Source organism: Marinibaculum pumilum (assembly GCF_042646425.1).
GTDB lineage: Bacteria > Pseudomonadota > Alphaproteobacteria > Ferrovibrionales > Ferrovibrionaceae > Marinibaculum > Marinibaculum pumilum.
Genome location: NZ_JBHRTR010000015.1, coordinates 1 through 21,094, shown reverse-complemented (window position 1 = coordinate 21,094; position 21,094 = coordinate 1). Strand labels below are relative to the sequence as shown.

The following is a 21,094-nucleotide window of genomic DNA, read 5'->3' as shown; positions in this document are numbered from 1 at the left end:
GCAGCCGGTAGCGCTTCACTATAGTACATATCGGCAAGAATCGTTTACCGGATCGTGCCCCCTCAGGGAAGGCGCCTTGTCGGACCGGTGCGATCTGCCGCAAGACCGCCGGGCGGCAGCCGTCCGGAACCGGGGCGGAAAGCCGCCGGACAGGAGGATGACCCAGGCCATGCAGCACGGCGCCACCATGCCGGTCGATGCGGCGGAAACGCTGGCCCTCACCGCCCTGACCTGGGTGCTGGGCGAGGCGGATCTGCGGGACCGCTTCCTCGCCATGACCGGCCTGCAGGGCAGCGAACTGCGCGACCATCTGGGCAGCCCGGCCTTCCTGGCGGGCCTTCTGGACTGGCTGCTGGCGCACGAACCCACCCTGCTGCGCTTCTGCGCGGAGGCCGGAATCGCGCCGGAGGACCCGGCGCGCGCCAGCCGGGCGCTGCATGGCGGTGGCGCACCGGGCAGGCCGGCGACGGGACGGGAACAGGGAGACAGGTCATGACATCCAGCGCGGACGCTGCCACCGGTCCGGGCGGCGGCAGCGGGCAGGACTTCGACCCGGAGGTGCTGTCGCAGCTCGACGCGCTGCAGCTGGATCCGGAGCGGCCGCTGGTGATCACCGATGCAGACGAGGTGTTGTTCCAGTTCATGAAGGGGCTGGAGGGCTATCTGGCCGGCCGGGAGCTGTACTTCGACTGGTCCTCCTTCGCCCTGTTCGGCAATATCCGCCGCCGCGCCGACGACAGCGTGCTCGACCATCCCGACCTGGCCGAGCTGCTGCAGGCGTTCTTCGCCGCCCATGCGGCGGAGCTGGAGGCAGTCGAAGGGGCGGCCGAGGCCCTGGCCGGCCTGTCGGAGCGGGCGCAGATCGTGGTGCTGAGCAACATCCCCCTGCCGCAGCGCGCCGCCCGGCAGGAGGCCCTGCAGCGCACCGGCATGGATTATCCGCTGGTCGCCAATCGCGGCCCGAAGGGCGCGGCGGTGCATCACATCGCGGCGCGGGTCGATGCGCCGGCGGTGTTCATCGACGATATTCCGCTGAACCACAAATCGGTCCGGGCCACAGGCGAAGGCGTGCACTGCCTGCATTTCGTCGCCGACCGCCGGCTGGCGGAGCTGCTGGGCCCGGCGGAGCATTGCGACCTGGCCTGCGACAGCTGGTCCGAGTTGCGCCAGGCCATCGAGCGCCACTTTGCCGACCGGGGATATTGAGGCCGAGGCCGCCGAGGCCGCCCGCCCCTTCCGCATCGGCGTCGACCTCGGCGGCACCAAGATCGAGGTGATCGCCCTGGATGCCGCCGGCCGGGAATGCCTGCGGCACCGCACGGCCACCCCGCAGGGGGACTATCCTGCGACGGTACGGACAGTCGCCGCCATTGTCGCCGCGGCGGAGGCCGAGCTGGGCGCCCGCGGCAGCGTCGGGATCGGCACGCCGGGCACCCTGTCGGCGGCCACCGGCCGTATGAAGAACGCCAATTCCACCTGCCTCAACGGCCAGCCTCTGGACCGCGACCTGGTCGCCGCCCTGGCCCGTCCGGTCCGCATGGCCAACGACGCCAACTGCCTGGCCCAGTCGGAGGCGGTCGACGGCGCAGGCGCCGGCTGCCGCACCGTCTTCGCGGTGATCCTGGGCACCGGGGTCGGCGGCGGCATCTGCATCGACCGGCGGGTGATCGCCGGCCCGAACGGCATCGCCGGCGAATGGGGCCACAACCCGCTGCCGGCGCCCGACGACGCGGAGCGGCCGGGACCGGCCTGCTATTGCGGCCGCAGCGGCTGCGTGGAGACCTTCCTGTCCGGCCCCGGCCTGGCGGCGGACCATGCCCGGGCGGCCGGGCTGGCGGCCATGGGCCCCGACGCCGCCGCGATCGCCGACATGGCGGCGGCCGGCGATGCGGCGGCGGAGGCCAGCATGGCGCGCTACGAGCGCCGCCTGGCCAAGGCGCTGGCCGGCGTGGTCAACATCCTGGACCCGGAGGTGATCGTGCTGGGCGGCGGCCTGTCGCGGATCGGCCGGCTGTACGACCATGTCCCGCGGCTCTGGGCGCCCCATATCTTCTCCGACACCATCGTCACCCGCCTGAAGCCGGCCCTGCATGGCGACAGTTCCGGCGTGCGCGGTGCCGCCTGGCTCTGGGCGCCGGACGGCCTGGCGCCGTCCGCCGGCGCCTGACCGGCGCGGCCGCCCACCGCAGGGAGGGGCCCATGCCGGGTTTCTGCCGCGACTGCCTGAGCGAGCTGCCCGCGACCGGCCAGGGCCGCTGCGGCCATTGCGGCTCGCCGCGGCTGCTGGCCCATCCGGAACTCTACCGCCTGGGCATCGCCCATATCGACTGCGACGCCTTCTATGCCGCGGTGGAGAAGCGCGACCGCCCGGAACTGCGCGACCGGCCGGTGATCATCGGCGGCGGCCGGCGCGGCGTCGTCTCCACCGCCTGCTATGTCGCCCGCCTGCAGGGGGTGCGTTCGGCGATGCCGATGTTCAAGGCGCTGGCCCTCTGCCCCGACGCGGTCGTGCTGCGCCCCGACATGGAGAAGTACAGCGCCGTCTCCCGCCTGGTGCGCGACCGTTTCGAAGCGCTGACGCCGATGGTGGAGCCGCTGTCGCTGGACGAGGCGTTCCTGGACCTGAACGGCACCGGGCGCCTGCACGGCGCGCCGCCGGCGCGACAGCTCGCCGATCTCTGCCTGTCGATCGAGAACGAGATCGGCATCACCGTCTCCGTCGGCCTCAGCTACAACAAGTTCCTGGCCAAGCTGGCCTCGGAGATCGACAAGCCGCGCGGTTTCGCCGTGATCGGCCGGGCGGAGGCCCAGGCCTTCCTGGCGGACCGCCCGGTCGGCGACATCTGGGGCGTCGGCGCGAAGCTGCAGGCGCGGCTGCGGGCCGACGGCATCACCCGGATCGGCCAGCTGGCCCATCGCGACGAGGCCCGCATGGTGAAGCGCTATGGCAGCATCGCGCAGCGGCTGGTGCGCTTCGCCCGCGGCCAGGACGACCGCACCGTGCAGCCGGACCGCGAGCGCAAGTCGATCTCCGCGGAGACCACCTTCGACACCGACATCGCGGCCTTCGAGGTGCTGGACGCCCGCCTGTGGCGGTTGTCGGAGCGGGTGGCGGAGGCCTGCCGGCGCAAGCGGGTCAGCGGCCGCACCGTCGTCCTGAAGCTGAAGACGGCGGATTTCCAGAACCTGACCCGCAGCCACACCCTGCCCGCGGCAACCGGCCTGGCCCATGCGATCCACGAGGCGGGGCGGGCCATGCTGACGCCGCTCTGCGACGGCCGCAGCTACCGCCTGATCGGCATCGGCGTCGCCAACCTGCAGGACGGCGACACGCCGCCGGAGGTCGACCTGCTCTCCCCGCTCGACAGCGCGGCGACGGCGGGACGGGCCCGGCTGGAGGATGCGATGTCCAGCCTGCGCGAGCGGTTCGGCCGCGATGCGGTGGATCGCGGCCTGGCGCTGGGCGATCCGCGCAGGCCGCCCCGTCCGAAGGACGGCGGAGGCGGAGGTTGGCGCTGACAGCCGCTGCCGGTCCCGTCGACGCTCCGCCCGGTCCGTCTCAGTCGGTCGTCTCAGTCACACTGGCGGTCGTCTCAGTCACACTGGCGGTCGTCTCAGTCACACTGGGCGCGCGGCAGCGGCTCGTAGTTCGACAGCCGCCCCTCCAGCCGGAAATCGCCATAGTCGAAGCGGACCTCGCTCGCCACGCCATTGGCGTAGAGGTGCAGGTCGATCTCATAGCTCGGCACCGATTCGGTGCTGCCATGGTCGTAGAAGGCGAAGCGCACGGTCCAGGCCTTCTGGTCGGCGAAGGGATAGTCCGCATCGGCCGGTTCCGCCCTGGCCGGGCTGATGGCCGCGCTGACCTCGTAGACCTTCGGCTCATAGCCGTCGAACAGGGGCGCGGAGAAGACCGGCTTGCCGGCCTTTGCCGCGTCCAGGGTGGCTGCCAGATGGGTGGTCGGGAACATGGTGCCCCTCGGCAGTTCCACCTCCTCCATATCCTCCGGCATGCGGTAGCTGGCGATGCCGGTTCCCCCATCCTCCAGGGTGGCGCGGCCGACCTGCCGCCCAGGGCCGTTCATGCCCTCCAGCCGCTCCACGCTGAAGCGGTAGAGGCCGCCATCCTTTGCCTCCCAGGTGGAGCCGTTCACGTCGCTGGGGAAGCTGGTGCCGTCCCGGGTGATCAGCTCGATGCGCTGGCGCTGGCTGACGATGAAGCCGTCGCAGGCGTCCGACATCTCGATGACGATGCGGCCGAAGCCCTGGCTGAAGCTGGAATCCGCAGTCTGCGCCAGCTCCATGTCGTAGACCGCCCGGTGCGGCTGAAGCTCGCCGATAGAGGCCATGCCCGGCGAGGCCGCGACGGCGGGACCGGCCGCGACGGCCAGGCCCAGAACAAGGGCCGCGCCTGCGGCGGTCGGGGCACGGGGCGGAAATACGGAAACAGGTACGCGCATGGGATGGCATCCAGAGGTCCGAACCGGCAGTATCGCCTGCCACCGGGCCCGGTCGCGGGCGCCGGCTGGCGTTAACCTACACGACTTCCCGGGGGAAAAGGCAAATGAAGCCCAGAATCCTGGTCACCCGCCGGATGCCGCCGGCGGTGACCCGCCGCACCGAGAGCCTGTTCGACGCGGCGCTGAACCCGGAGGACCGCCTGTTCGGCACCGACGGCGTGCTGGAACGCGCCGGCGGCCGCCACGGGCTGCTGATCTGCCCGACGGAGCGGCTGCCGGCGGATGCGATCGCCCGGCTGCCGGACGAGGTGAAGATCGTCGCCACCTATTCGGTGGGCTTCGAGCATATCGACATCGCCGCAGCGGCCGCGCGCGGCATCGTGGTGACCAACACACCGGACGTCCTGACCGACGCGACGGCGGAAATCGCCATGCTGCTGATGCTGGCTGCCGCCCGCCGCGCGACGGAGGGCAGCGACATGGTGCGGCAGGACCGCTGGCGCGCCTGGGCCCTGGACATGCTGTGCGGCGTGCAGCTGTCGGGGAAGCGCCTGGGCATCCTGGGCATGGGCCGGATCGGCCGCGCGACGGCGGCCCGCGCCCGCGCCTTCGGCATGACCATCCACTACCACAACCGCTCTGAACTGCCGCCGGACCTGGCGCAGGGCGCGACCTTTCACGCCGATGTCGAGAGCCTGCTGAAGGTCAGCGACTTCCTGTCGCTGCACGCGCCCGCCACGCCGGAAACCCGCGGCCTGCTGAATGCCGAACGCATCGCGCTGCTGCCGCCGGGCGCGGTGGTGGTGAACACCGCCCGCGGCGACCTGGTCGACGACGAGGCGCTGCTGGCCGCCCTGCGCAGCGGGAAGCTGTTCGCCGCCGGCCTGGACGTGTTCGCCGGCGAACCGAACATCCATCCCGGCTATCGCGAACTGGAAAACGTCTTCCTGCTGCCGCATCTGGGCAGCGCGACGACGGAGACCCGGGAAGCGATGGGCATGACCGCGCTGGACAATCTGGAGGCCTTCTTCGCGGGCCGGCCGGTGCCCAACCCGGTGACCCCGCCCCGGTGACCCTGCCCCGGTGACCCTGCCCCGGTAACCCAGCGCTGAGGCATCAGGCGGGCGGGGCCGTCCCCCGCTCCGGAATCCGGGGCGCGAAGACCTCCTGGGGCGCTGCGATGCCGCGCAGGGTCACGGTGCCCAGCGAGTCGAATTTCTCCGCCCCCGCCAGGTCGCGGAAGGCACGGCTGGCGACCAGGTTTCGGTCCATGTCCTTGCAGACCTGCTCCAGCCGCGACGCCTGGTTCACTGCCGGCCCGATCACCGTGAAGTCGAGCCGCTGCTGCGTGCCGACATTGCCGTACTGCACCCGCCCGGCATGCAGGACGACGTCCAGCGCCATGACCGGCAGGCCGGTCGCCTGCCGGTCGCGGTTCAGCCGCGCCACCCGGCGCAGCGCCGCCGCGGCCGCATCGAGCGCCTTCTGCCCCACCGCAGCTTCATGCCGGCCGTCCGGGGCCTCCTCTCCCTCCAGGGCGAAGGTGGCAATGAAGCCGTCGCCGAGGAACTTCAGGATCTGGCCGCCATGCCATTCCACCGGTTCGCCCATGGCGTCGAAATAGAGGTTCAGCAGTTCGACGACCTGTTCCGCCGGCAGCCGCTCCGACAGCTCGGTGAAACCGCGCAGGTCCGCGTACATGATCACCGCGTCGACCCGTTCCGTGGAGCCGCGCCGCACCGCGCCCTGCATCACATGGGCGGCGGCATCCCGCCCCAGATAGGTGCCCAGCAGTCCCTGCCCCATCTCGGTCACCGCCAGCGCCTTGACGCTGACGGCCAGGCCATGGCCGACGGTCTCCAGCAGGGCGATGTCGGCATCGCTGAAGCCGGCCGGGTCGTCGGCGGACCAGGAGAAGATGACGCCCATCTCCGGCACGTCGAGCAGGTCCCTGTCGGCGACCCAGCCGAAGCCGTAGACCCGGCCGTACCAGTCGGTGAACCCCTTGCCCGCCAGCCAGCGCAGCATCTCGAAGTCGGTCACCGCACCGTCGCCGGCCAGACGTCGCCGCAGCGCCGGCTGGTCGTTCTCGATCATGTGGCTGAAGGGGCTTTCCCGCCACAGCCGGGCGCTGTCCGCGCCGCCGGCATAGACCTCCTCGTCGGCGGTGCCCGTTTCCCGGTACCAGGTGCTGCCGACCGCCTGGAACAGGGGATGCAGGGTCGAGACCGACAGATGGCCGCGACCGACGGGGATGCCGGCCTGTCGCAGCCGCGCGCCCAGGTCGCGCAGCAGGTCGCCGAAGCGCGCGCCCTCCAGCCCCGCCGCATGCAGCCGGGCCAGGAGCGGCAGCGGGTCGACCGCCAGGTCCGCGCGCCGGGGTGCAGCGGGCGCGGCCTGCCGTTCTGCGGATGCGGCAGCTGTCGGGGAACGGGCTGTGTTCTCTGGCATGTCGCTGTCACGGACCTGTCGGTTTCGGCCAGGCCGGCGCCGGAGGCCGCGCGGACGGGACCGCCTGCGGTTGACCTGCGCCGGGCGCGGCTACAGTTCAAATTGCGCCGGAGGCACGGTTCTGCAAGGCTCCCCCGCGGCGGGCGGCCCCGTGCCGCGGGCCTGCCGGCCGATGCACCCAACACAGCAGGAGACGAAGATGGCCGGAAAGATCGACGCACGCCTGAAGGACCTCGGTATCGAGCTTCCCGACGCTCCGGCGCCGGCCGCGAACTATGTCCCCTACACCCTGTGCGGCAACATCCTCTACATCTCCGGCCAGGTGCCGCTGCGCGACGGCCGTGTCGCCTATACCGGCAAGGTCGGCCAGGACCTGCCGCTGGAGGAGGGCCAGGCCGCCGCACGCACCTGTGCCATCAACATCATCGCCCAGGCCCGCGCCGCCTGCGGCGGCGACCTGGACCGCGTGAAGCAGGTCCTGAAGCTCGGCGGATTCGTCAACGCCCTGCCCGACTTCACCGACCATCCGAAGGTGATCAACGGCGCCTCCGACCTGATGGTCGAGGTGTTCGGCGATGCCGGCCGGCATGCCCGCTTCGCCGTCGGCGCGGGATCGCTGCCGCTGGGCTGCGCGGTGGAGGTCGAGGCCATTTTCGCGCTGCGCGACTGATGCGCCCCCTTCGGCGCCCCCGGCGGCGGGACAAAGGACAATGATACTGAACCCGCCGGACTGGCTCACCGCGCAGCCCTTCGCGCATCGCGGCCTGCACAGGCCCGGCCCGGAACGGCCGGAAAATTCGCTGGCCGCCTTCGCCGCCGCCCGCCAGTCCGGCTTCGGCATCGAACTGGACGTGCAGCTGTCCGCGGATGGTGTGCCGATGGTGTTCCACGATGCGGACCTGAAGCGGCTTGCCGGACGTCCGGAAAAGGTGACGGAGCTGCCGGCCGATGCCCTGTCGGAGGTCACCCTGGCCGACGGCGCGGAACGGATCCCGACCCTGGCGGCGGTGCTGGCGGCGATCGGCCCGGACGCGCCGCTGTTGGTGGAGGTCAAGGCGGAAGGGCCGGAATACAGGGCCACCGCGGAAGCGGTCGGCGCGGTGCTCGGGGACAGCTCCCCGAAAGCCGCGGTGATGAGCTTCCATCCCGGGGTCGTGACCTGGTTCGCGGAGGCCTGGCCGGAGCGGATCCGCGGCCAGGTGGCGATGGACCGCGCGCGCTATCCGGAAGGTTTCAGCGGCAACCGGCTGGACGCGCTGATGGAGATGCTGCGGATGCGGGTCGGCCGGCCGCACTTCCTGGCCTACGACATCCGCGACCTGCCGTCGGACCTCAGCACCGGCTACCGACATGTCGGTCTGCCGGTGCTGACCTGGACCGTCCGCAGCGATGCGGAGCGCGCCCGCGCGGCGGAGGCGGCCGACACCATCATCTTCGAAGAGACGGCCTGAGGCGGCGGCATGGCGCAGGAGCGGGACAGGGACGCACCGGCGAAGACGATCCGCCTGTGCACCGACATCCGCGAGATCGCGGCGGCGGACTGGGATGCCTGCGCCGGCAGCGACAACCCGTTCCTGAGCCATGCCTTCCTGGCCGCGCTCGAGGTGTCCGGCTGCACCGCGCCGCGCGCCGGCTGGGCGCCGCACCACCTGCTGCTGCAGGACGCCGACGGCAGCCTGCTGGCCGTCGTGCCGGCCTATCTGAAGGGCAACAGCTTCGGCGAGTATGTCTTCGACCACAGCTGGGCCCATGCCTATGAGCGCGCCGGCGGCGACTATTATCCGAAGCTGCAGGTCTGCGTGCCGTTCACCCCGGCGACGGGGCCGCGGCTGCTGGTGCGGCCCGACCAGCCCTATGCGGAGACCGTCAATCTGCTGTCCCTGGGCCTGATGGAGGCAGGGCGGCAGCTGGAGGTCTCGTCGGTCCATGTCACCTTCCCGGAGCGGCGGGAATGGGAGCTGATGGCCGAGGCCGGCTTCCTGCAGCGCACCGGCGAGCAGTTCCACTGGGAGAATCGCGGCTATGCGGATTTCGACGCCTTCCTGGCCGACCTCTCGTCACGCAAGCGCAAGGCGATCCGCAAGGAGCGGCGGGAGGCGCTGGCCGACGGGATCGAGGTGCTGCGGCTGACCGGCGGCGACCTGGAACCCGAACACTGGGACGCCTTCTACGCCTTCTACATGGATACCGGCGGCCGCAAATGGGGCCGCCCCTACCTGAACCGCGCCTTCTTCCAGCAGCTGCACGAGACGATGGCGGACCGGGTAATGCTGGTGATGGCCCGGCGCGAGGGGCGCTGGATCGCCGGCGCGCTGAACCTGATCGGCGGCACCGCGCTCTATGGCCGCAACTGGGGCTGCATCGAGCATCACCGCTTCCTGCATTTCGAATGCTGCTACTACCAGGCGATCGACTTCGCGATCGAGCGCGGCCTGGCGCGGGTCGAGGCCGGCGCCCAGGGCGAGCACAAGCTGGCGCGCGGCTACCTGCCGAAGACCACCTATTCCACCCACTGGATCGCCGATCCGGGCTTCCGGCAGGCAGTGGCGGAGTTCCTGAACCAGGAGCGCCGCCATGTCGACCAGGAGATCGCCTGGCTGTCGCAGCATTCGCCGTTCCGCATCGACCCCGACGCCGCGCCGCCGCCGGAGGAAGAGCCGGAATAGGGCGGGCGGCGGATCACTTTTCCGGCAAGGCCCGGCGGCAGCTTGCGTATCCCCCGGCTGTTGCCCATCCTTGTTCTCCCCGCTGACGGGACGCAACCATCCGGGACAAGGCATTCGAGATCGGCATGATCACGCTGGCGACGGGACGACTGGGCTGGGGGCTGCTGGCGGCGATCGCCGGCCTGCTTCTGCTCGCCGCCGCCGCCGCGCCTGCGGACGCCGCCCCCGTCCCGTCGCCACACACGGCCGCCGTCCATGGCCACGGCTCGCACGGCCACGCTGCCGCGCCGCATGCGGCAGGACATCCCGGGGCAACGGCCATCGGTTCCGCTGCGGCCGGGACCGGTCATGCCATGGCCTGTGACGCCCTCGGTGGCCATGACAACCACGGCCATGGCAGCCAAGAGAGCGGGGGAGATTGCTGCGGCACGGCCTGTCACGCCGGCACTCTGCCGTCAGCGATGGCCGATACGCGGATCCATCGCTCCCGTCCGGGAACCGTGACCCTGTTCGGCCTGAGCGGGTCTTCGCTGCCGCCACCGGACCGCCCCCCCAGAACCTGACTCCCGATCCATCGGCCGGTCATGCCGCCCCCGCGCGGCAAGAACCGGTCGCAGGTGAGTCCTTCCGCCCGGCGTTGCCGGGCCTCTCGACCCGGGAGTCGATCCATGCCCTCCTTTCCAGCCTGCCGGCCCGACCGGCGGCAGTTCCTTTCCCTTGCCGGTGCCGCCGGCATCGTCTCGATCATGCCGGGACGCCGCACGTTCGCCGCCGCCACGACCCTCGATCTCGCCATCACCGAAAGCCGCGTCACCATCGACGGCCGCGCCAGCCGCGCGACCCTGATCGGCGGCAGCCTGCCCGCCCCCACCCTGCACTGGCGCGAGGGCGAGGAGATCGTCGTCCACGCCACCAACCGCCTGGCCGAACCGACCTCGATCCACTGGCATGGCCTGCTGATCGAGCCGCTGATGGACGGCGCGCCGGGCTTCAACGGCTTCGTCGCGATCCCCCCGGGCGAGACCTGGACCTATCGCTTCCGTCTGCGGCAGGCCGGCACCTACTGGTACCATTCGCATTCCGCCATGCAGGAGCAGAGCGGCATGTACGGGGCGATCGTGATCGCGCCCCGCGGCGCCGACCCGGTCCTGGCGGACCGCGACCATGTGGTCCTGCTGTCCGACCACACGGCGGAGGACCCGATGACGGTGCTCGCCAACCTCAAGAAGGAACCCGGCTACTACAACAGGGGCAAGCGCACCCTGCTGGGCTTTCTGGAGGAGGCCGACCGCAAGGGCTTCGGCGCGGCCCTGTCGGACCGGCTCGACTGGGGCCAGATGCAGATGGACCCGACCGACCTGGCCGACGTCACCGGCTATACCTTCCTGGTGAACGGCCACGGACCGGCCGACAACTGGACCGGCCTGTTCGCACCGGGCGAGCGGGTCCGGCTGCGCCTCATCAACGCCTCGGCGATGAGCTTCTTCGACGTGCGGATCCCGGGACTGCCGATGACGGTGGTCGCAGCGGACGGCCAGAACGTGCGGCCGGTCGAGGTGGACGAGTTCCGCTTCGGCGTCGGCGAGACCTACGACGTCATCGTCCGGCCCGGCGAGCGGGAGGCCTATACCCTGCTGGCGGAACCGCTGGACCGGTCCGGGCAGGCCCGCGCCACACTGGCCGTCGCACCCGGCCTGTCGGCCGCCGTGCCACCGCCGCGGCCACGAGCCCTGCTGTCGATGAGCGACATGGGCCACGGTGCCATGGGCCATGGCGGGATGGATCACGGCGCGATGAACCATGCCGGGATGGACCATGGCACGAAGACCACGCCGCCGGCGGTGGATCATTCGAAGATGGACCATTCGAAGATGGATCATGCGGCGATGGGCCACGGTCCCGCCGCGGCCAGTGCCGGTGACGCCGAACCGGTCGGCTGGGACCACAGGGGCGCGCCGCCGGGCAGCCGCATCCTGGACTATGCCGACCTCGCCGCCCTGGCACCGCGGCCGGCCGCGCCCAAACCGAAGCAGGAGATCACGCTTCGCCTTACCGGCATGATGGACCGCTACATCTGGACCCTGAACGGCGAGAAGTTCGACCATGGCATGCCGGTGCGTGTCGCCTATGGCGAGCGCGTGCGGCTGCGCTTCGTCAACGAGACGATGATGGCGCATCCCATGCACCTGCACGGCATGTTCATGGAGCTGGAGAACGGCCGCGATGCGGACCGGCCGCTGAAGCACGTGATCATCGTGCCACCTGGGCGCAGCGCCTCCGCGCTGCTCACCGCCGACGAGCCGGGCGAATGGCCGCTGCACTGCCACCTGCTCTACCACATGGCGTCGGGCATGATGACCCGCTTCATCGTGGAACGCAGGGCAGCGGCCCTGCAGGGGGAGCGCCGCGGATGAGATATCTTGCCGCGATCGCGGTCCTCGCGGCCGTCCAGGCCGGTGCGGCCGGTATGGCACAGGCCGCGGAAGGACTGCCGCCCCTGTTCCACCTGCAGGTCGAGCAGCTGGAATTCCGACAGGGCGGCGGCAATGCCGTCGCCTGGGAAGCCTTTGCCTGGTACGGCGGCGACTTCGACAAGGCGCTCGTCAAGACCGAGGGCGAGCGCGGCAGCGACGGCGCCTTCGAGAAGGCGGAGGTGCAGCTCCTCTATTCGCGGCTGCTGACGCCGTTCCTGGATATCCAGGCCGGGCTTCGCCAGGACTTCCGGCCGGAGCCGGGCCGCAGCCTCGCCGTCCTCGGCCTGGCCGGCGAACTGCCCTATGGGCTGGAGATCGACCTGGCGGGCTTTGCCAGCGATCGGGGCGACCTCTCCGCCCGGCTGGAGCTGGAATACGACCTGCCGATCACCCTGGACCTGGTGCTGCAACCCAAGCTGGAGCTGGATGCGGCCGTCCAGGACGTACCTGCATTGCATCTGGGCAGTGGCCTGACCCAGCTGGAGACCGGGCTTCGGCTGCGCTACCACCTCAGCCGCGAAGTGGCGCCCTATCTGGGCATCGGCTGGGAACGCAAGCTCGGCCGCACGTCGGAACTGGCCGAGGCAGAAGGCGAGGATCCAGGCTCGGCCTATGCCCTGGTCGGCATCCGCTTCTGGTTCTAGGAAAAGGGACAATCATGACCAAACGCGTACACGCAATGCGGCGCCGGTCGCGGCCGCTCCTTGCGACGATGCTTGCAGCAGCAATCGGCCTCTTTGCCACCGCGCCGGCATTTGCCCATGCCCGGCTGACATCCTCCGACCCGGCGGATGGCGCAAAGCTTTCTGCCGCGCCGACATCGGCGCGCCTCAGCTTTTCGGAGACCGTCCTGGTGACGGATGTCAGCCTCGCAGGCGCTGCCGGCCGGGAGGTCGAGACGCACCGGGAAAGCGCGATGCGCCCGGCAGCGCAGTCCGAAGTCACCTTCGACGCCCTGCCGCCCGGCGACTACCGGCTGCAATGGCGGGCGCAGTCGGCTGACGGACATCCCATGTCCGGCAGCATCGGCTTTACGGTGAAGTAGCCCCAGGGCACCGCAGGGCCGCAGCAGGGGGGACCGCATTGGATATCTGGACATGGATCCTGATCCTGCTCACCGCCGGGGTCTACGGCACCTGCCTGGCCGCGGCGGGAACGGTCCTCTTCCGCCTGGCCATGCACGGCCTGCCGCGGCGGGAATGGTCGCTGGAGGTCGCCGACGGCCCGCGGCTCGCAGCGGCCGGCCTGGCGCTGGTGCTGCTGGCCCTTGCCGCGCGGGTCCTGTTCCTGGGCGGTGGCGATCCCGCCACCCTGGGCGAATGGGCGATGTGGCGGTTCGTCCTGGCCGGGCCGGTGGGGGAGAGCGCGGGACTGCGGATCCTGGGCCTGGGCCTGACCTGCGCACCCGCGCTCCTGCGCCGGCCGCGATGGCGGCCAACCGCCGGACTCGCCGCGGTCTGCGGCCTGGCGGCGATCATCCTGTCGTTCACGGTCAGCGGGCACGCGACGACGCCGGGCATGTCGCTCCTGGCGCCGCTGCTGGGCCTGCATCTCGCCGCCGCCGCGTTCTGGATCGGTGCGCTCTGGCCTCTCTTTCGGCTGGCCGGCAGCCTGCCGCCGCGCAACGCCGCGGCCGTGATGCAGCGTTTCGGACAGGTCGCCACGATGGCGGTGGGACTGCTGCTGATGGCGGGCCTCGCCATGGCAATCGAGCTTGTCGGCAGCGTGCAGGCGCTGTTCGCCACCGGCTATGGCCGCATCCTTCTGGCCAAGCTCGCACTGGTGGCGGCCCTGCTTGGCCTGGCTGCCGGCAATCGCTGGCGCCATGTGCCGGCGCTGCGCGCGGAGGCTCCCGGCGCCGCCCGGCGCCTGCGCCTCTCGATCCTGGCGGAGATCGGGCTCGTCGCCCTGATCCTCCTGGCGACCGCAGCGCTCGTGACCCTGGAGGCCGCGCCGGCGACCCTCGGCCATTGACCGGTCAGTCGATGGCGGGCGTCCCGCCGCCGAACGCCGCGATCAGGGCGGCGCGGTTCTCCGCCAGCACCGCATCGGCCCGTGCCGGATCCGGCTCCGCCCGCGCCAGCATCAACGCGCCCACCATGGCAGAGGCCAGGGCCCGTCCCCGCGCCTGTCTCGCCTCTGCATCGCCGCCGGCCATCTGCACCGCCGCCAGGTCCGCCAGCCGGCGATAGCCCTTCGCCAGTTCCGCCCTGACCGCAGGCGCGCCATGCGCCGCCGCGGTGCCCAGCGCGGCCAGCGCACAGCCGCGCTCCGGCCGGTCGCGATGGGCCGGGGTCAGGTAGGTCTCCACCAGCGCGGTCAGGCCGCCGCCGGGCGGCGCCGCGGCGATCGCCGCCTGCAGGGTGCCGCGGGTCTCCTCCAGCGCAAAGGCCACCGCCTCCGCCGCCAGGGCGTCCTTCGACGGGAAATGCTTGTAGAAGCCGCCATGGGTCAGCCCGGCCTCCGCCATAACCTCCGCCAGGCCGACACCGTCCAGTCCCCGCCGCCGATAGGCGCGCGACGCGGTCTTCACGATCCGCGCACGGGTCCGCGCCGCCTCTTCCTTCGACTGCCGCATCCGTCCTCCACCTTCGGGAATGGCGGCCGCCGGTTCGGAAAAGTTCGGCGCCACCCTTGATTTGGATGATACCCATAATCTATATAGATGTCGAACATCATCCAAACAACCGGCACCCGGGAGAGATCGAGCGATGTCCGAAAGCCGCATGGGATCCGCTGCAGGCCTGCTCCTGCCCAACATCCGCACCCGGCGCAGCCGCCTGCTGGCGCTGCTCACCGCTCTGTCGACCCTGGGCCTGCTGGCGACCAACCTCTATCTGCCCTCGCTTCCCGGACTGGCCGCGGACCTGCAGGTCGGTGCCGCCGACATCCGGCTCACCCTGACCGTCTTCCTGGCCGGGCTGGCCATCAGCCAGCTTGTCGTCGGGCCGCTCTCCGACCGCTACGGGCGGCGGCCGGTGCTGCTCGCCGGGCTGGCGCTCTATGTCGCGACAAGCATCGCCTGCGCGCTGGCGGCAAGCGTCGAGATGCTGCTGCTGTGGCGGGTGCTGCAGGCGATCGGTGCCTGTACGGGCGTGGTGCTGGTGCGGGCCGTCGCACGTGACCTGTTCGAGGGCGCGGCACTGACCCGGGCGATGGCGGTGATCGCCACCCTGATGGCCAGCGCGCCCGGCTTTTCGCCCCTGGTGGGCGGGCTGATCGAGACGGTCTGGGGCTGGCGCGGCAATTTCTGGTTCGTCGCCGCCTTCGGCACCGTCTGCCTGCTGCTGACCCTGCGCTGGATCGGCGAGACCAACCGCACCCCAACCGCCAGCATTGCGGTCGGCCGGGTCGGACGCACCTATATGTCGCTGCTGGCCAATCCGCTGTTCCTCGGGCCGGCGCTGGCCACCGGCTTCGCGCTGGCTGCCTTGTTCGCCTATTTCTCCGCCTCGCCGCAGCTGATCATCGATGTGCTGGGCTTCACGCCGCTGGGTTTCGGCCTGCTGACGGCCGGCACGGTGTTCGCCGTTTTCGCCGGCGGCGCAGCGGGACCGCGGATCGCCCGGCGCCTGGGCGCCACCGGCACCCTGTCGCTCGGCATGGCGATGATGGCAGCCGGCGCCGCCGCGATGGCCCTGTTGTTCCAGGCCGGCGAAATCACCCTGGCAGGCTTCCTGGCGCCGCAGATCCTGTTCCTCGCCGGGCTCGGCATCGTGAACCCGGTCGGCACCGCCACCGCCCTGCAGCCCTTCCCGCAGGTCGCCGGCGCCGCGTCGGCCATGCTTGGCTTCCTGCAGATGGCGGGCGGCACCCTGGGCACCCTGCTGCTGACCGCCCTGCCCGGTGCCTTTCCCCTGACCCTGCCGCTGACGATGGGGATCCTGGCGCTCGCCGGCCTTGCCGCCCTGCTGCTGTGCCGGGCCCTGGCGGCGCCGGCGCCGGTCGCGGCCGGCAGCTGAACCAACCGACGACAGGGAGTGCGACGATGAGCAAGACGATCGATGCGGAGACCGCCTTCGCCTGGTTCACCACGCCGCGGCGCCTGCCGGACCTGCCCGCCGCGGCCGGCCTGATGGCAACCGCGCAGCGCCACACCCTCGCGCATGAGGGCCAGGCGCTGGCGCTCTGGGCCTGGGGACAGGGTCCCCGCATCCTGCTGGTGCATGGCTGGGAGGGGGCCGCGGCACAGTTCCACGCCCTGGTGCCGGCATTGACGGCGGCCGGCTACCAGGTGATCGCCGCGGACATGCCGGCACATGGCGCCTCGGCGGGCCGGCGGGCCGACCCCGTCGCCTTCGGCCGGGCCGTGGCGGCGATCGGCAGCGCACTGGCGGCCGGCCTGCCGGACCTGGCTCCCCAGTCGGTCGATAGCTTCATCGGCCATTCCGTCGGTTCGGCCGGCGGCATCCATGCCTTCGCCGGCGGCTTCACGGTCGCGCGCAGCATCCATGTCGCCGGGCCGGTCTCCCTGCTGCGGGCAGCGGAGCGCTTCGTCGGCGCGGTCGGCCTGTCGGAGGCAGAGGCGGCACGCTTCCCGGAGCTGCTTCAGCGGATCACCGGGCCGCACACCGACATCATGGAACTGCATGCGGTCCGGGCCGGGCTGCGCCATCCGGCACTGCTGCTGCACGACCCGGCGGACCCGGTGGTGCCCTTTGCCGACAGCGCCGCCCTCGCCGCGGCATGGCCGCAGGCCGCATTGCTGCCGCTGCCCGGCAGCGGCCATATGTCGATCCTGGAGGATCCGCGCCTGCTGACCGCCATCGCCGGCTTCCTGCCAGGCATGGCCGAAGCGGCCTGAAACCGCCCCCGGCCCTCCTTTCTCGGTCTGGCGGTCAGCGGAAGCGCAGTGCCAGCCCCGGCAGGTCGATGCCCGACAGTTCCGTTCGCCAGGTCTGGCCCCGCGCCACAGGCAGCGCGCGGGTCAGAGTGCCGGTGGTCACCACCTCGCCCGCCGCCAGGGGCGGCTGGCCGGGATCTGCGGCCAGCAGCCCGGCCAGGTGGCGCAGGGCGGAGAGCGGCCCTTCCAGCACGTTGCGGGCGGTGCCGCGATCCGCGACGGCGCCGTCGCAGGACAGCGCGATGTCGAAGACGGGCAGCTCCCGCAGCCAGGCGTCGCGGCGCGGCCCCACGGGATGGCGCGGCCCCAGCAGCAGCGCGCCATGCAGCCCGCCGGCCGCGACCGTGTCGGCGGCGGCGAAGCGCCAGCCGGGAAAGATCGACTGTACGATCTCCACCCCGTGGGCGATCCAGTCGATGCAATCCAGCAGGGCGGCATCGTCCACCCCCGGCGCCGGCGGTGTTGCCAGCCCGAAGGCGATCTCCGGCTCGATGCGGGGCTCCGCCAGGCCGGTCAGGTCGAAGGTCGGGATCTCGCCCGGCAGGTCTGCCAGGTCGCGCAGGGTGCCGGCGAGCACATCGCCCCAGATCGGTGCGTGCACGCCGTACTCGTCCCAGATGGTGCAATTGGTGAAGCCGATCTTGCGCCCTACCGGCCGCTCCCCTGCAGCCATCCTCGCCTGACGCAGCGCCGCCGCGGCACGGTAGGCACGCGTCAGGTCAAAGGCCGGGTCGCGCGTGCTGAACGGCTCCGTCTGACGCCCGCTGCCGAGCAGCCCCAGCACTTCCTCCGCCACCGGATCCATCGGCGTTCCTCCCCTGGCTCCCGCAGAATCGGAAAAGGGGCGGACAAGCGCCCTCGTCCGCCCCTTCGTCGTTGTGCCTGCCGCCCCGTTCGGGCGGCAGGATGGCTTCAGCTGTCGACCTTCTCGGTCTTCTTCGCACCGCCATCCTTGGGCGGGGTGCGCTTCTTGCCGCCGGCATCCGAGGTGATCTCGAAGTCGAGCTTCTTGCCGCGGATGAAGACCTTCACATGGCCGCCATTCGACAGGCGCCCGAACAGCAGCTCGTCGGCCAGCGGCTTCTTGATATGCTCCTGCACCACGCGGGCCAGCGGGCGGGCGCCGAACAGTTCGTCATAGCCTTCCCGCGCCAGCCATTCGGTCGCCCCGTCGGTCAGCGAGAAGGTGACGTTGCGGTCCGACAGCTGCGCCTCCAGCTGGGCGACGAACTTGTCGACGACCCGGCGCACGACCTTCTGGTCCAGCGGCCGGAAGGCGATGGTGGCGTCCAGCCGGTTGCGGAATTCCGGCGTGAACAGGCGGCGGATCGCCTCCTCGTCCTCGCCTTCCTTCTGGCCGCGGCCGAAGCCGATCGCCTGCTTCGACATTTCCGACGCACCGGCATTGGTCGTCATGATCAGCACGACGTTGCGGAAGTCGACGCTCTTGCCGTTGTTGTCGGTCAGCTTCCCGTGGTCCATCACCTGCAGCAGGATGTTGAACAGGTCGGGATGCGCCTTCTCGATCTCGTCCAGCAGCACCACGCAATGCGGGTTCTGGTCGACCGCGTCGGTCAGCAGGCCGCCCTGGTCGAAACCGACATAGCCGGGCGGCGCGCCGATCAGGCGGCTGACCGTGTGGCGTTCCATGTATTCCGACATGTCGAAGCGGGTCAGCTGCAGGCCCATGATGTCGGCCAGCTGGCGCGCCACCTCGGTCTTGCCGACGCCGGTCGGACCGGAGAACAGGTAGCAGCCGATCGGCTTCTCCGGCTCCCGCAGGCCGGCACGTGCCAGCTTGATCGCCGAAGCCAGCGCCTTGATCGCCTCGTCCTGGCCATAGACCACCCGCATCAGGTTGCCTTCCAGGTCCTTCAGCGACTTCTTGTCGTCGCGGCTGACGCTCTTGGGTGGGATCCGGGCGATCTTCGCCACGATATCCTCGACCTCGCGGACGCCGATGGTCTTGCGGCGGCGGCTCGGCGGCTTCAGCAGCTCGGCCGCACCGACCTCGTCGATCACGTCGATCGCCTTGTCCGGCAGCTTCCGGTCGTTGATGTAGCGCGAGGACAGCTCCACCGCGGTGCGGATCGCATCGTCGGTATAGCGGATGTGGTGATGCTTCTCGTAATAGGGCTTCAGGCCCTTGAGGATCTTCACCGCGTCCTCGACCGTCGGCTCCTTCACGTCGATCTTCTGGAACCGGCGCAGCAGCGCGCGGTCCTTCTCGATGTAGGAGCGGTATTCCTTGTAAGTGGTGGAGCCGATGCAGCGCAGGGTGCCGCTGGCCAGTGCCGGCTTCAGCAGGTTGGAGGCATCCATCGCGCCGCCGGAGGTGGCGCCGGCGCCGATCACGGTGTGCATCTCGTCGATGAACAGCACCGCGTCGGGGATCGCCTCCAGTTCCGCCATCACCTGCTTCAGCCGTTCCTCGAAATCGCCGCGATAGCGGGTGCCGGCCAGCAGCGCGCCCATGTCCAGCGCATAGATCACGGCGTTCAGCAGGACGTCCGGCACCTCGGAATTGATGATCCGGCGGGCCAGCCCCTCGGCGATGGCGGTCTTGCCGACGCCGGGATCGCCGACATAGAGCGGGTTGTTCTTGGTGCGGCGGCAGAGGATCTGGATCGTGCGCTCGATCTCCGCCTGGCGGCCGATCAGCGGGTCGATCTTGCCGGCCTTGGCCTTCTCGTTGAGGTTGATGCAATAGGCGTCCAGCGCCTCCTGCGACTTCTCCTGGCCGCCCTCGCCCTCCTCCGGCGAACTGCCATTGCCGGGTCGGTCCTGCTCCTGGCCGGCGGCGCCGCGAACGGCCCGGCGCTCGCTGCGCCCCGGGGCCTTGGCGATGCCGTGGCTGATATAGCTGACAGCGTCCAGCCGGGTCATGTCCTGCTCCTGCAGGAAATAGACGGCATTGCTCTCGCGTTCGGAGAAGATCGCGACAAGGACGTTGGCGCCCGAGACCTCCTCCCGGCCGGAGGACTGGACGTTGAACAGCGCCCGCTGCACGGCGCGCTGGAACGACAGGGTGGGCTTGGCGTCCTCGGCATCCTGGGCGACGAGCACGCTCAGTTCGTCATCCAGGAACGCGATCAGGCGCGTCTTCAGCTTCTCGATCTCGACATTGCACGCCCGCAGCACCGCCACGGCGTCGCTGTCCTCGGTCAGCGAGAGCAGCAGATGCTCCAGGGTGGCGAATTCCTGGCGACGCTGGGTCGCCAGGTTCAGCGCGCGGTGCAGTGTTTCTTCGAGATCGCGGGAGAATGTGGGCAACTCGGGTCCCTCACGCCTTTTCCATGGTGCATTGCAGCGGATGCTGGTTCTGCCGGGCGAAGTCCATCACCTGGGTGACCTTCGTCTCGGCGATTTCGTAGGTGTAGACGCCGCAGACGCCGACGCCTTTCTGGTGGACATGAAGCATGATGCGGGTCGCCTCTTCCTTGCTTTTCTGGAAGAAGCGCTCGAGCACGTAGACCACGAACTCCATCGGCGTGTAATCGTCATTCAACATCAAGACCTTGTACATCGGTGGCTTCTGCGTCTTCGGCTTGGTCCGTGTGACCACACCGGTGTTCGGCGCACCGTCGCCAGGCTTGCGTTCGTCGCTCATTCCCTACCGTGCTGCTCTTCTCGTCCCTGCCCTCACCTGCCGCCGCCGGCTGGCAGACCATCTGCATCCGTCGGGCCGCCGGCCGGAAGCCGCTTCCGCGTCCGGCTGCGCCAGTCGCCTGCCGGCTGCCACCTTCGCCGGCTGCCACCTTCGCCGGATGCCGTCCGCCGGGCTGCCGCCGGCCGCACCGGACCGGCATGTGCAGCCGCGAACCGCACCTGCGAAGGACAGCGGCGCCTATGACGCATCGGGGAAAGCGACCCCTCGACAGCCCTGCCTCCCTAATGTCGTCGCAGCGGGGGGGCTTGTCCATCCCCTCCCCCCGGATAACGGATCTCCGTCTGCAACCGCCGCTTCGCTTTCCGCAGTCCCGCGGACCGGCCGGAACGGCCATCACCCGACGGCGCCCGCCGCGGCAATCGGCGGATATCCGCCGCCCTGCGCCCGCCCTCTCCGGCCGGGCCGGCGGCCCCAAAATCGGCATAGGGGGCGATCCTTGCGGATCGCGCCCCTGCCACACCACCCGGCATGCGGGTCCGCACCGGGCGGTTCGAGGGATTGAGGTCATGCGAGTCTGGGCATTCCCATCT

At 70.7% G+C, this 21,094-nt stretch carries 21 protein-coding genes; 15 read left to right on the top strand and 6 right to left on the bottom strand.

Annotation, left to right across the window (positions count from 1 at the left end):
• The first annotated feature begins 157 nt into the window (after positions 1-157).
• The 4 genes from ACFOGJ_RS04985 to ACFOGJ_RS04970 are packed head-to-tail and all read left to right on the top strand — an operon-like array spanning position 158 to position 3,519.
• Positions 158-496, top strand: a complete 339-nt coding sequence (locus ACFOGJ_RS04985; RefSeq protein ID WP_379898611.1) for a DUF3572 domain-containing protein — start codon at positions 158-160, stop codon at positions 494-496.
• On the top strand, positions 493-1,206 hold the full coding sequence (locus ACFOGJ_RS04980) for a hypothetical protein (RefSeq protein WP_379898610.1): 714 nt from the start codon (positions 493-495) through the stop codon (positions 1,204-1,206). The genes ACFOGJ_RS04985 and ACFOGJ_RS04980 overlap by 4 nt, the downstream gene beginning before the upstream one ends.
• Entirely contained in the window at positions 1,187-2,167 is a 981-nt protein-coding gene (locus ACFOGJ_RS04975; protein WP_379898609.1) for an ROK family protein, read from the top strand. The genes ACFOGJ_RS04980 and ACFOGJ_RS04975 overlap by 20 nt, the downstream gene beginning before the upstream one ends.
• Positions 2,168-2,199: 32 nt before the next feature.
• A complete protein-coding gene (locus ACFOGJ_RS04970) occupies positions 2,200-3,519 on the top strand; it encodes a DNA polymerase IV (protein WP_379898607.1) in 1,320 nt (439 codons plus the stop codon).
• Between the two features lie 95 nt (positions 3,520-3,614).
• Here the strand turns inward: ACFOGJ_RS04970 and ACFOGJ_RS04965 are convergent, their stop codons facing one another.
• On the bottom strand, positions 3,615-4,460 hold the full coding sequence (locus ACFOGJ_RS04965) for an EipB family protein (protein ID WP_379898606.1): 846 nt from the start codon (positions 4,458-4,460) through the stop codon (positions 3,615-3,617).
• Between the two features lie 104 nt (positions 4,461-4,564).
• Between ACFOGJ_RS04965 and ACFOGJ_RS04960 the strand changes: the two genes are divergently transcribed.
• A complete protein-coding gene (locus tag ACFOGJ_RS04960; RefSeq protein ID WP_379898605.1) occupies positions 4,565-5,533 on the top strand; it encodes a 2-hydroxyacid dehydrogenase in 969 nt (322 codons plus the stop codon).
• Between the two features lie 43 nt (positions 5,534-5,576).
• Here the strand turns inward: ACFOGJ_RS04960 and ACFOGJ_RS04955 are convergent, their stop codons facing one another.
• Entirely contained in the window at positions 5,577-6,911 is a 1,335-nt protein-coding gene (locus tag ACFOGJ_RS04955; RefSeq protein ID WP_379898604.1) for an adenylate/guanylate cyclase domain-containing protein, read from the bottom strand.
• A 199-nt stretch (positions 6,912-7,110) separates the two neighbouring features.
• On the opposite strand from ACFOGJ_RS04955, the gene ACFOGJ_RS04950 reads away from it, so the two are divergent.
• The 8 genes from ACFOGJ_RS04950 to ACFOGJ_RS04915 all read left to right on the top strand — a co-directional run bounded on the left by ACFOGJ_RS04950 (position 7,111) and on the right by ACFOGJ_RS04915 (position 14,025).
• The gene (locus ACFOGJ_RS04950) at positions 7,111-7,581 is read left to right on the top strand and encodes a RidA family protein (protein ID WP_379898603.1); all 471 of its coding nucleotides are present in this window, start codon (positions 7,111-7,113) and stop codon (positions 7,579-7,581) included.
• A 40-nt stretch (positions 7,582-7,621) separates the two neighbouring features.
• On the top strand, positions 7,622-8,362 hold the full coding sequence (locus ACFOGJ_RS04945; protein WP_379898601.1) for a glycerophosphodiester phosphodiesterase family protein: 741 nt from the start codon (positions 7,622-7,624) through the stop codon (positions 8,360-8,362).
• Between the two features lie 9 nt (positions 8,363-8,371).
• Positions 8,372-9,577 carry a GNAT family N-acetyltransferase gene (locus ACFOGJ_RS04940; RefSeq protein ID WP_379898600.1) on the top strand — a complete coding sequence of 402 codons (1,206 nt, stop codon included), beginning with the start codon at positions 8,372-8,374 and terminating at the stop codon, positions 9,575-9,577.
• A 125-nt stretch (positions 9,578-9,702) separates the two neighbouring features.
• A complete protein-coding gene (locus ACFOGJ_RS04935) occupies positions 9,703-10,140 on the top strand; it encodes a hypothetical protein (RefSeq protein WP_379898598.1) in 438 nt (145 codons plus the stop codon).
• Positions 10,141-10,245: 105 nt separating this feature from the next.
• A complete protein-coding gene (locus tag ACFOGJ_RS04930) occupies positions 10,246-11,991 on the top strand; it encodes a copper resistance system multicopper oxidase (RefSeq protein WP_379898596.1) in 1,746 nt (581 codons plus the stop codon).
• Positions 11,988-12,695 carry a copper resistance protein B gene (locus ACFOGJ_RS04925; RefSeq protein ID WP_379898595.1) on the top strand — a complete coding sequence of 236 codons (708 nt, stop codon included), beginning with the start codon at positions 11,988-11,990 and terminating at the stop codon, positions 12,693-12,695. The genes ACFOGJ_RS04930 and ACFOGJ_RS04925 overlap by 4 nt, the downstream gene beginning before the upstream one ends.
• Before the next feature lie 14 nt (positions 12,696-12,709).
• Positions 12,710-13,096 carry a copper resistance CopC family protein gene (locus ACFOGJ_RS04920; RefSeq protein WP_379898594.1) on the top strand — a complete coding sequence of 129 codons (387 nt, stop codon included), beginning with the start codon at positions 12,710-12,712 and terminating at the stop codon, positions 13,094-13,096.
• Positions 13,097-13,134: 38 nt separating this feature from the next.
• The gene (locus ACFOGJ_RS04915; protein ID WP_379898593.1) at positions 13,135-14,025 is read left to right on the top strand and encodes a CopD family protein; all 891 of its coding nucleotides are present in this window, start codon (positions 13,135-13,137) and stop codon (positions 14,023-14,025) included.
• Positions 14,026-14,029: 4 nt separating this feature from the next.
• On the opposite strand, the gene ACFOGJ_RS04910 is transcribed toward ACFOGJ_RS04915, so the two are convergent.
• Positions 14,030-14,629, bottom strand: coding sequence for a TetR/AcrR family transcriptional regulator (locus ACFOGJ_RS04910; RefSeq protein ID WP_379898592.1), 600 nt, complete (start codon positions 14,627-14,629; stop codon positions 14,030-14,032).
• A gap of 133 nt (positions 14,630-14,762) precedes the next feature.
• Between ACFOGJ_RS04910 and ACFOGJ_RS04905 the strand changes: the two genes are divergently transcribed.
• Positions 14,763-16,013: a multidrug effflux MFS transporter gene (locus tag ACFOGJ_RS04905; protein ID WP_379898590.1), complete on the top strand. Its 1,251-nt coding sequence runs from the start codon at positions 14,763-14,765 to the stop codon at positions 16,011-16,013.
• A 26-nt stretch (positions 16,014-16,039) separates the two neighbouring features.
• A complete protein-coding gene (locus tag ACFOGJ_RS04900; RefSeq protein WP_379898589.1) occupies positions 16,040-16,855 on the top strand; it encodes an alpha/beta hydrolase in 816 nt (271 codons plus the stop codon).
• A gap of 34 nt (positions 16,856-16,889) precedes the next feature.
• On the opposite strand, the gene ACFOGJ_RS04895 is transcribed toward ACFOGJ_RS04900, so the two are convergent.
• From ACFOGJ_RS04895 to clpS, 3 genes are all read right to left on the bottom strand, one after another.
• On the bottom strand, positions 16,890-17,699 hold the full coding sequence (locus ACFOGJ_RS04895; protein WP_379898587.1) for a 2-keto-4-pentenoate hydratase: 810 nt from the start codon (positions 17,697-17,699) through the stop codon (positions 16,890-16,892).
• 107 nt (positions 17,700-17,806) lie between these two features.
• Positions 17,807-20,167, bottom strand: coding sequence for an ATP-dependent Clp protease ATP-binding subunit ClpA (gene clpA / locus ACFOGJ_RS04890; RefSeq protein WP_379898586.1), 2,361 nt, complete (start codon positions 20,165-20,167; stop codon positions 17,807-17,809).
• A gap of 10 nt (positions 20,168-20,177) precedes the next feature.
• On the bottom strand, positions 20,178-20,504 hold the full coding sequence (gene clpS, locus ACFOGJ_RS04885) for an ATP-dependent Clp protease adapter ClpS (RefSeq protein WP_379898585.1): 327 nt from the start codon (positions 20,502-20,504) through the stop codon (positions 20,178-20,180).
• Positions 20,505-21,094: the final 590 nt, after the last annotated feature.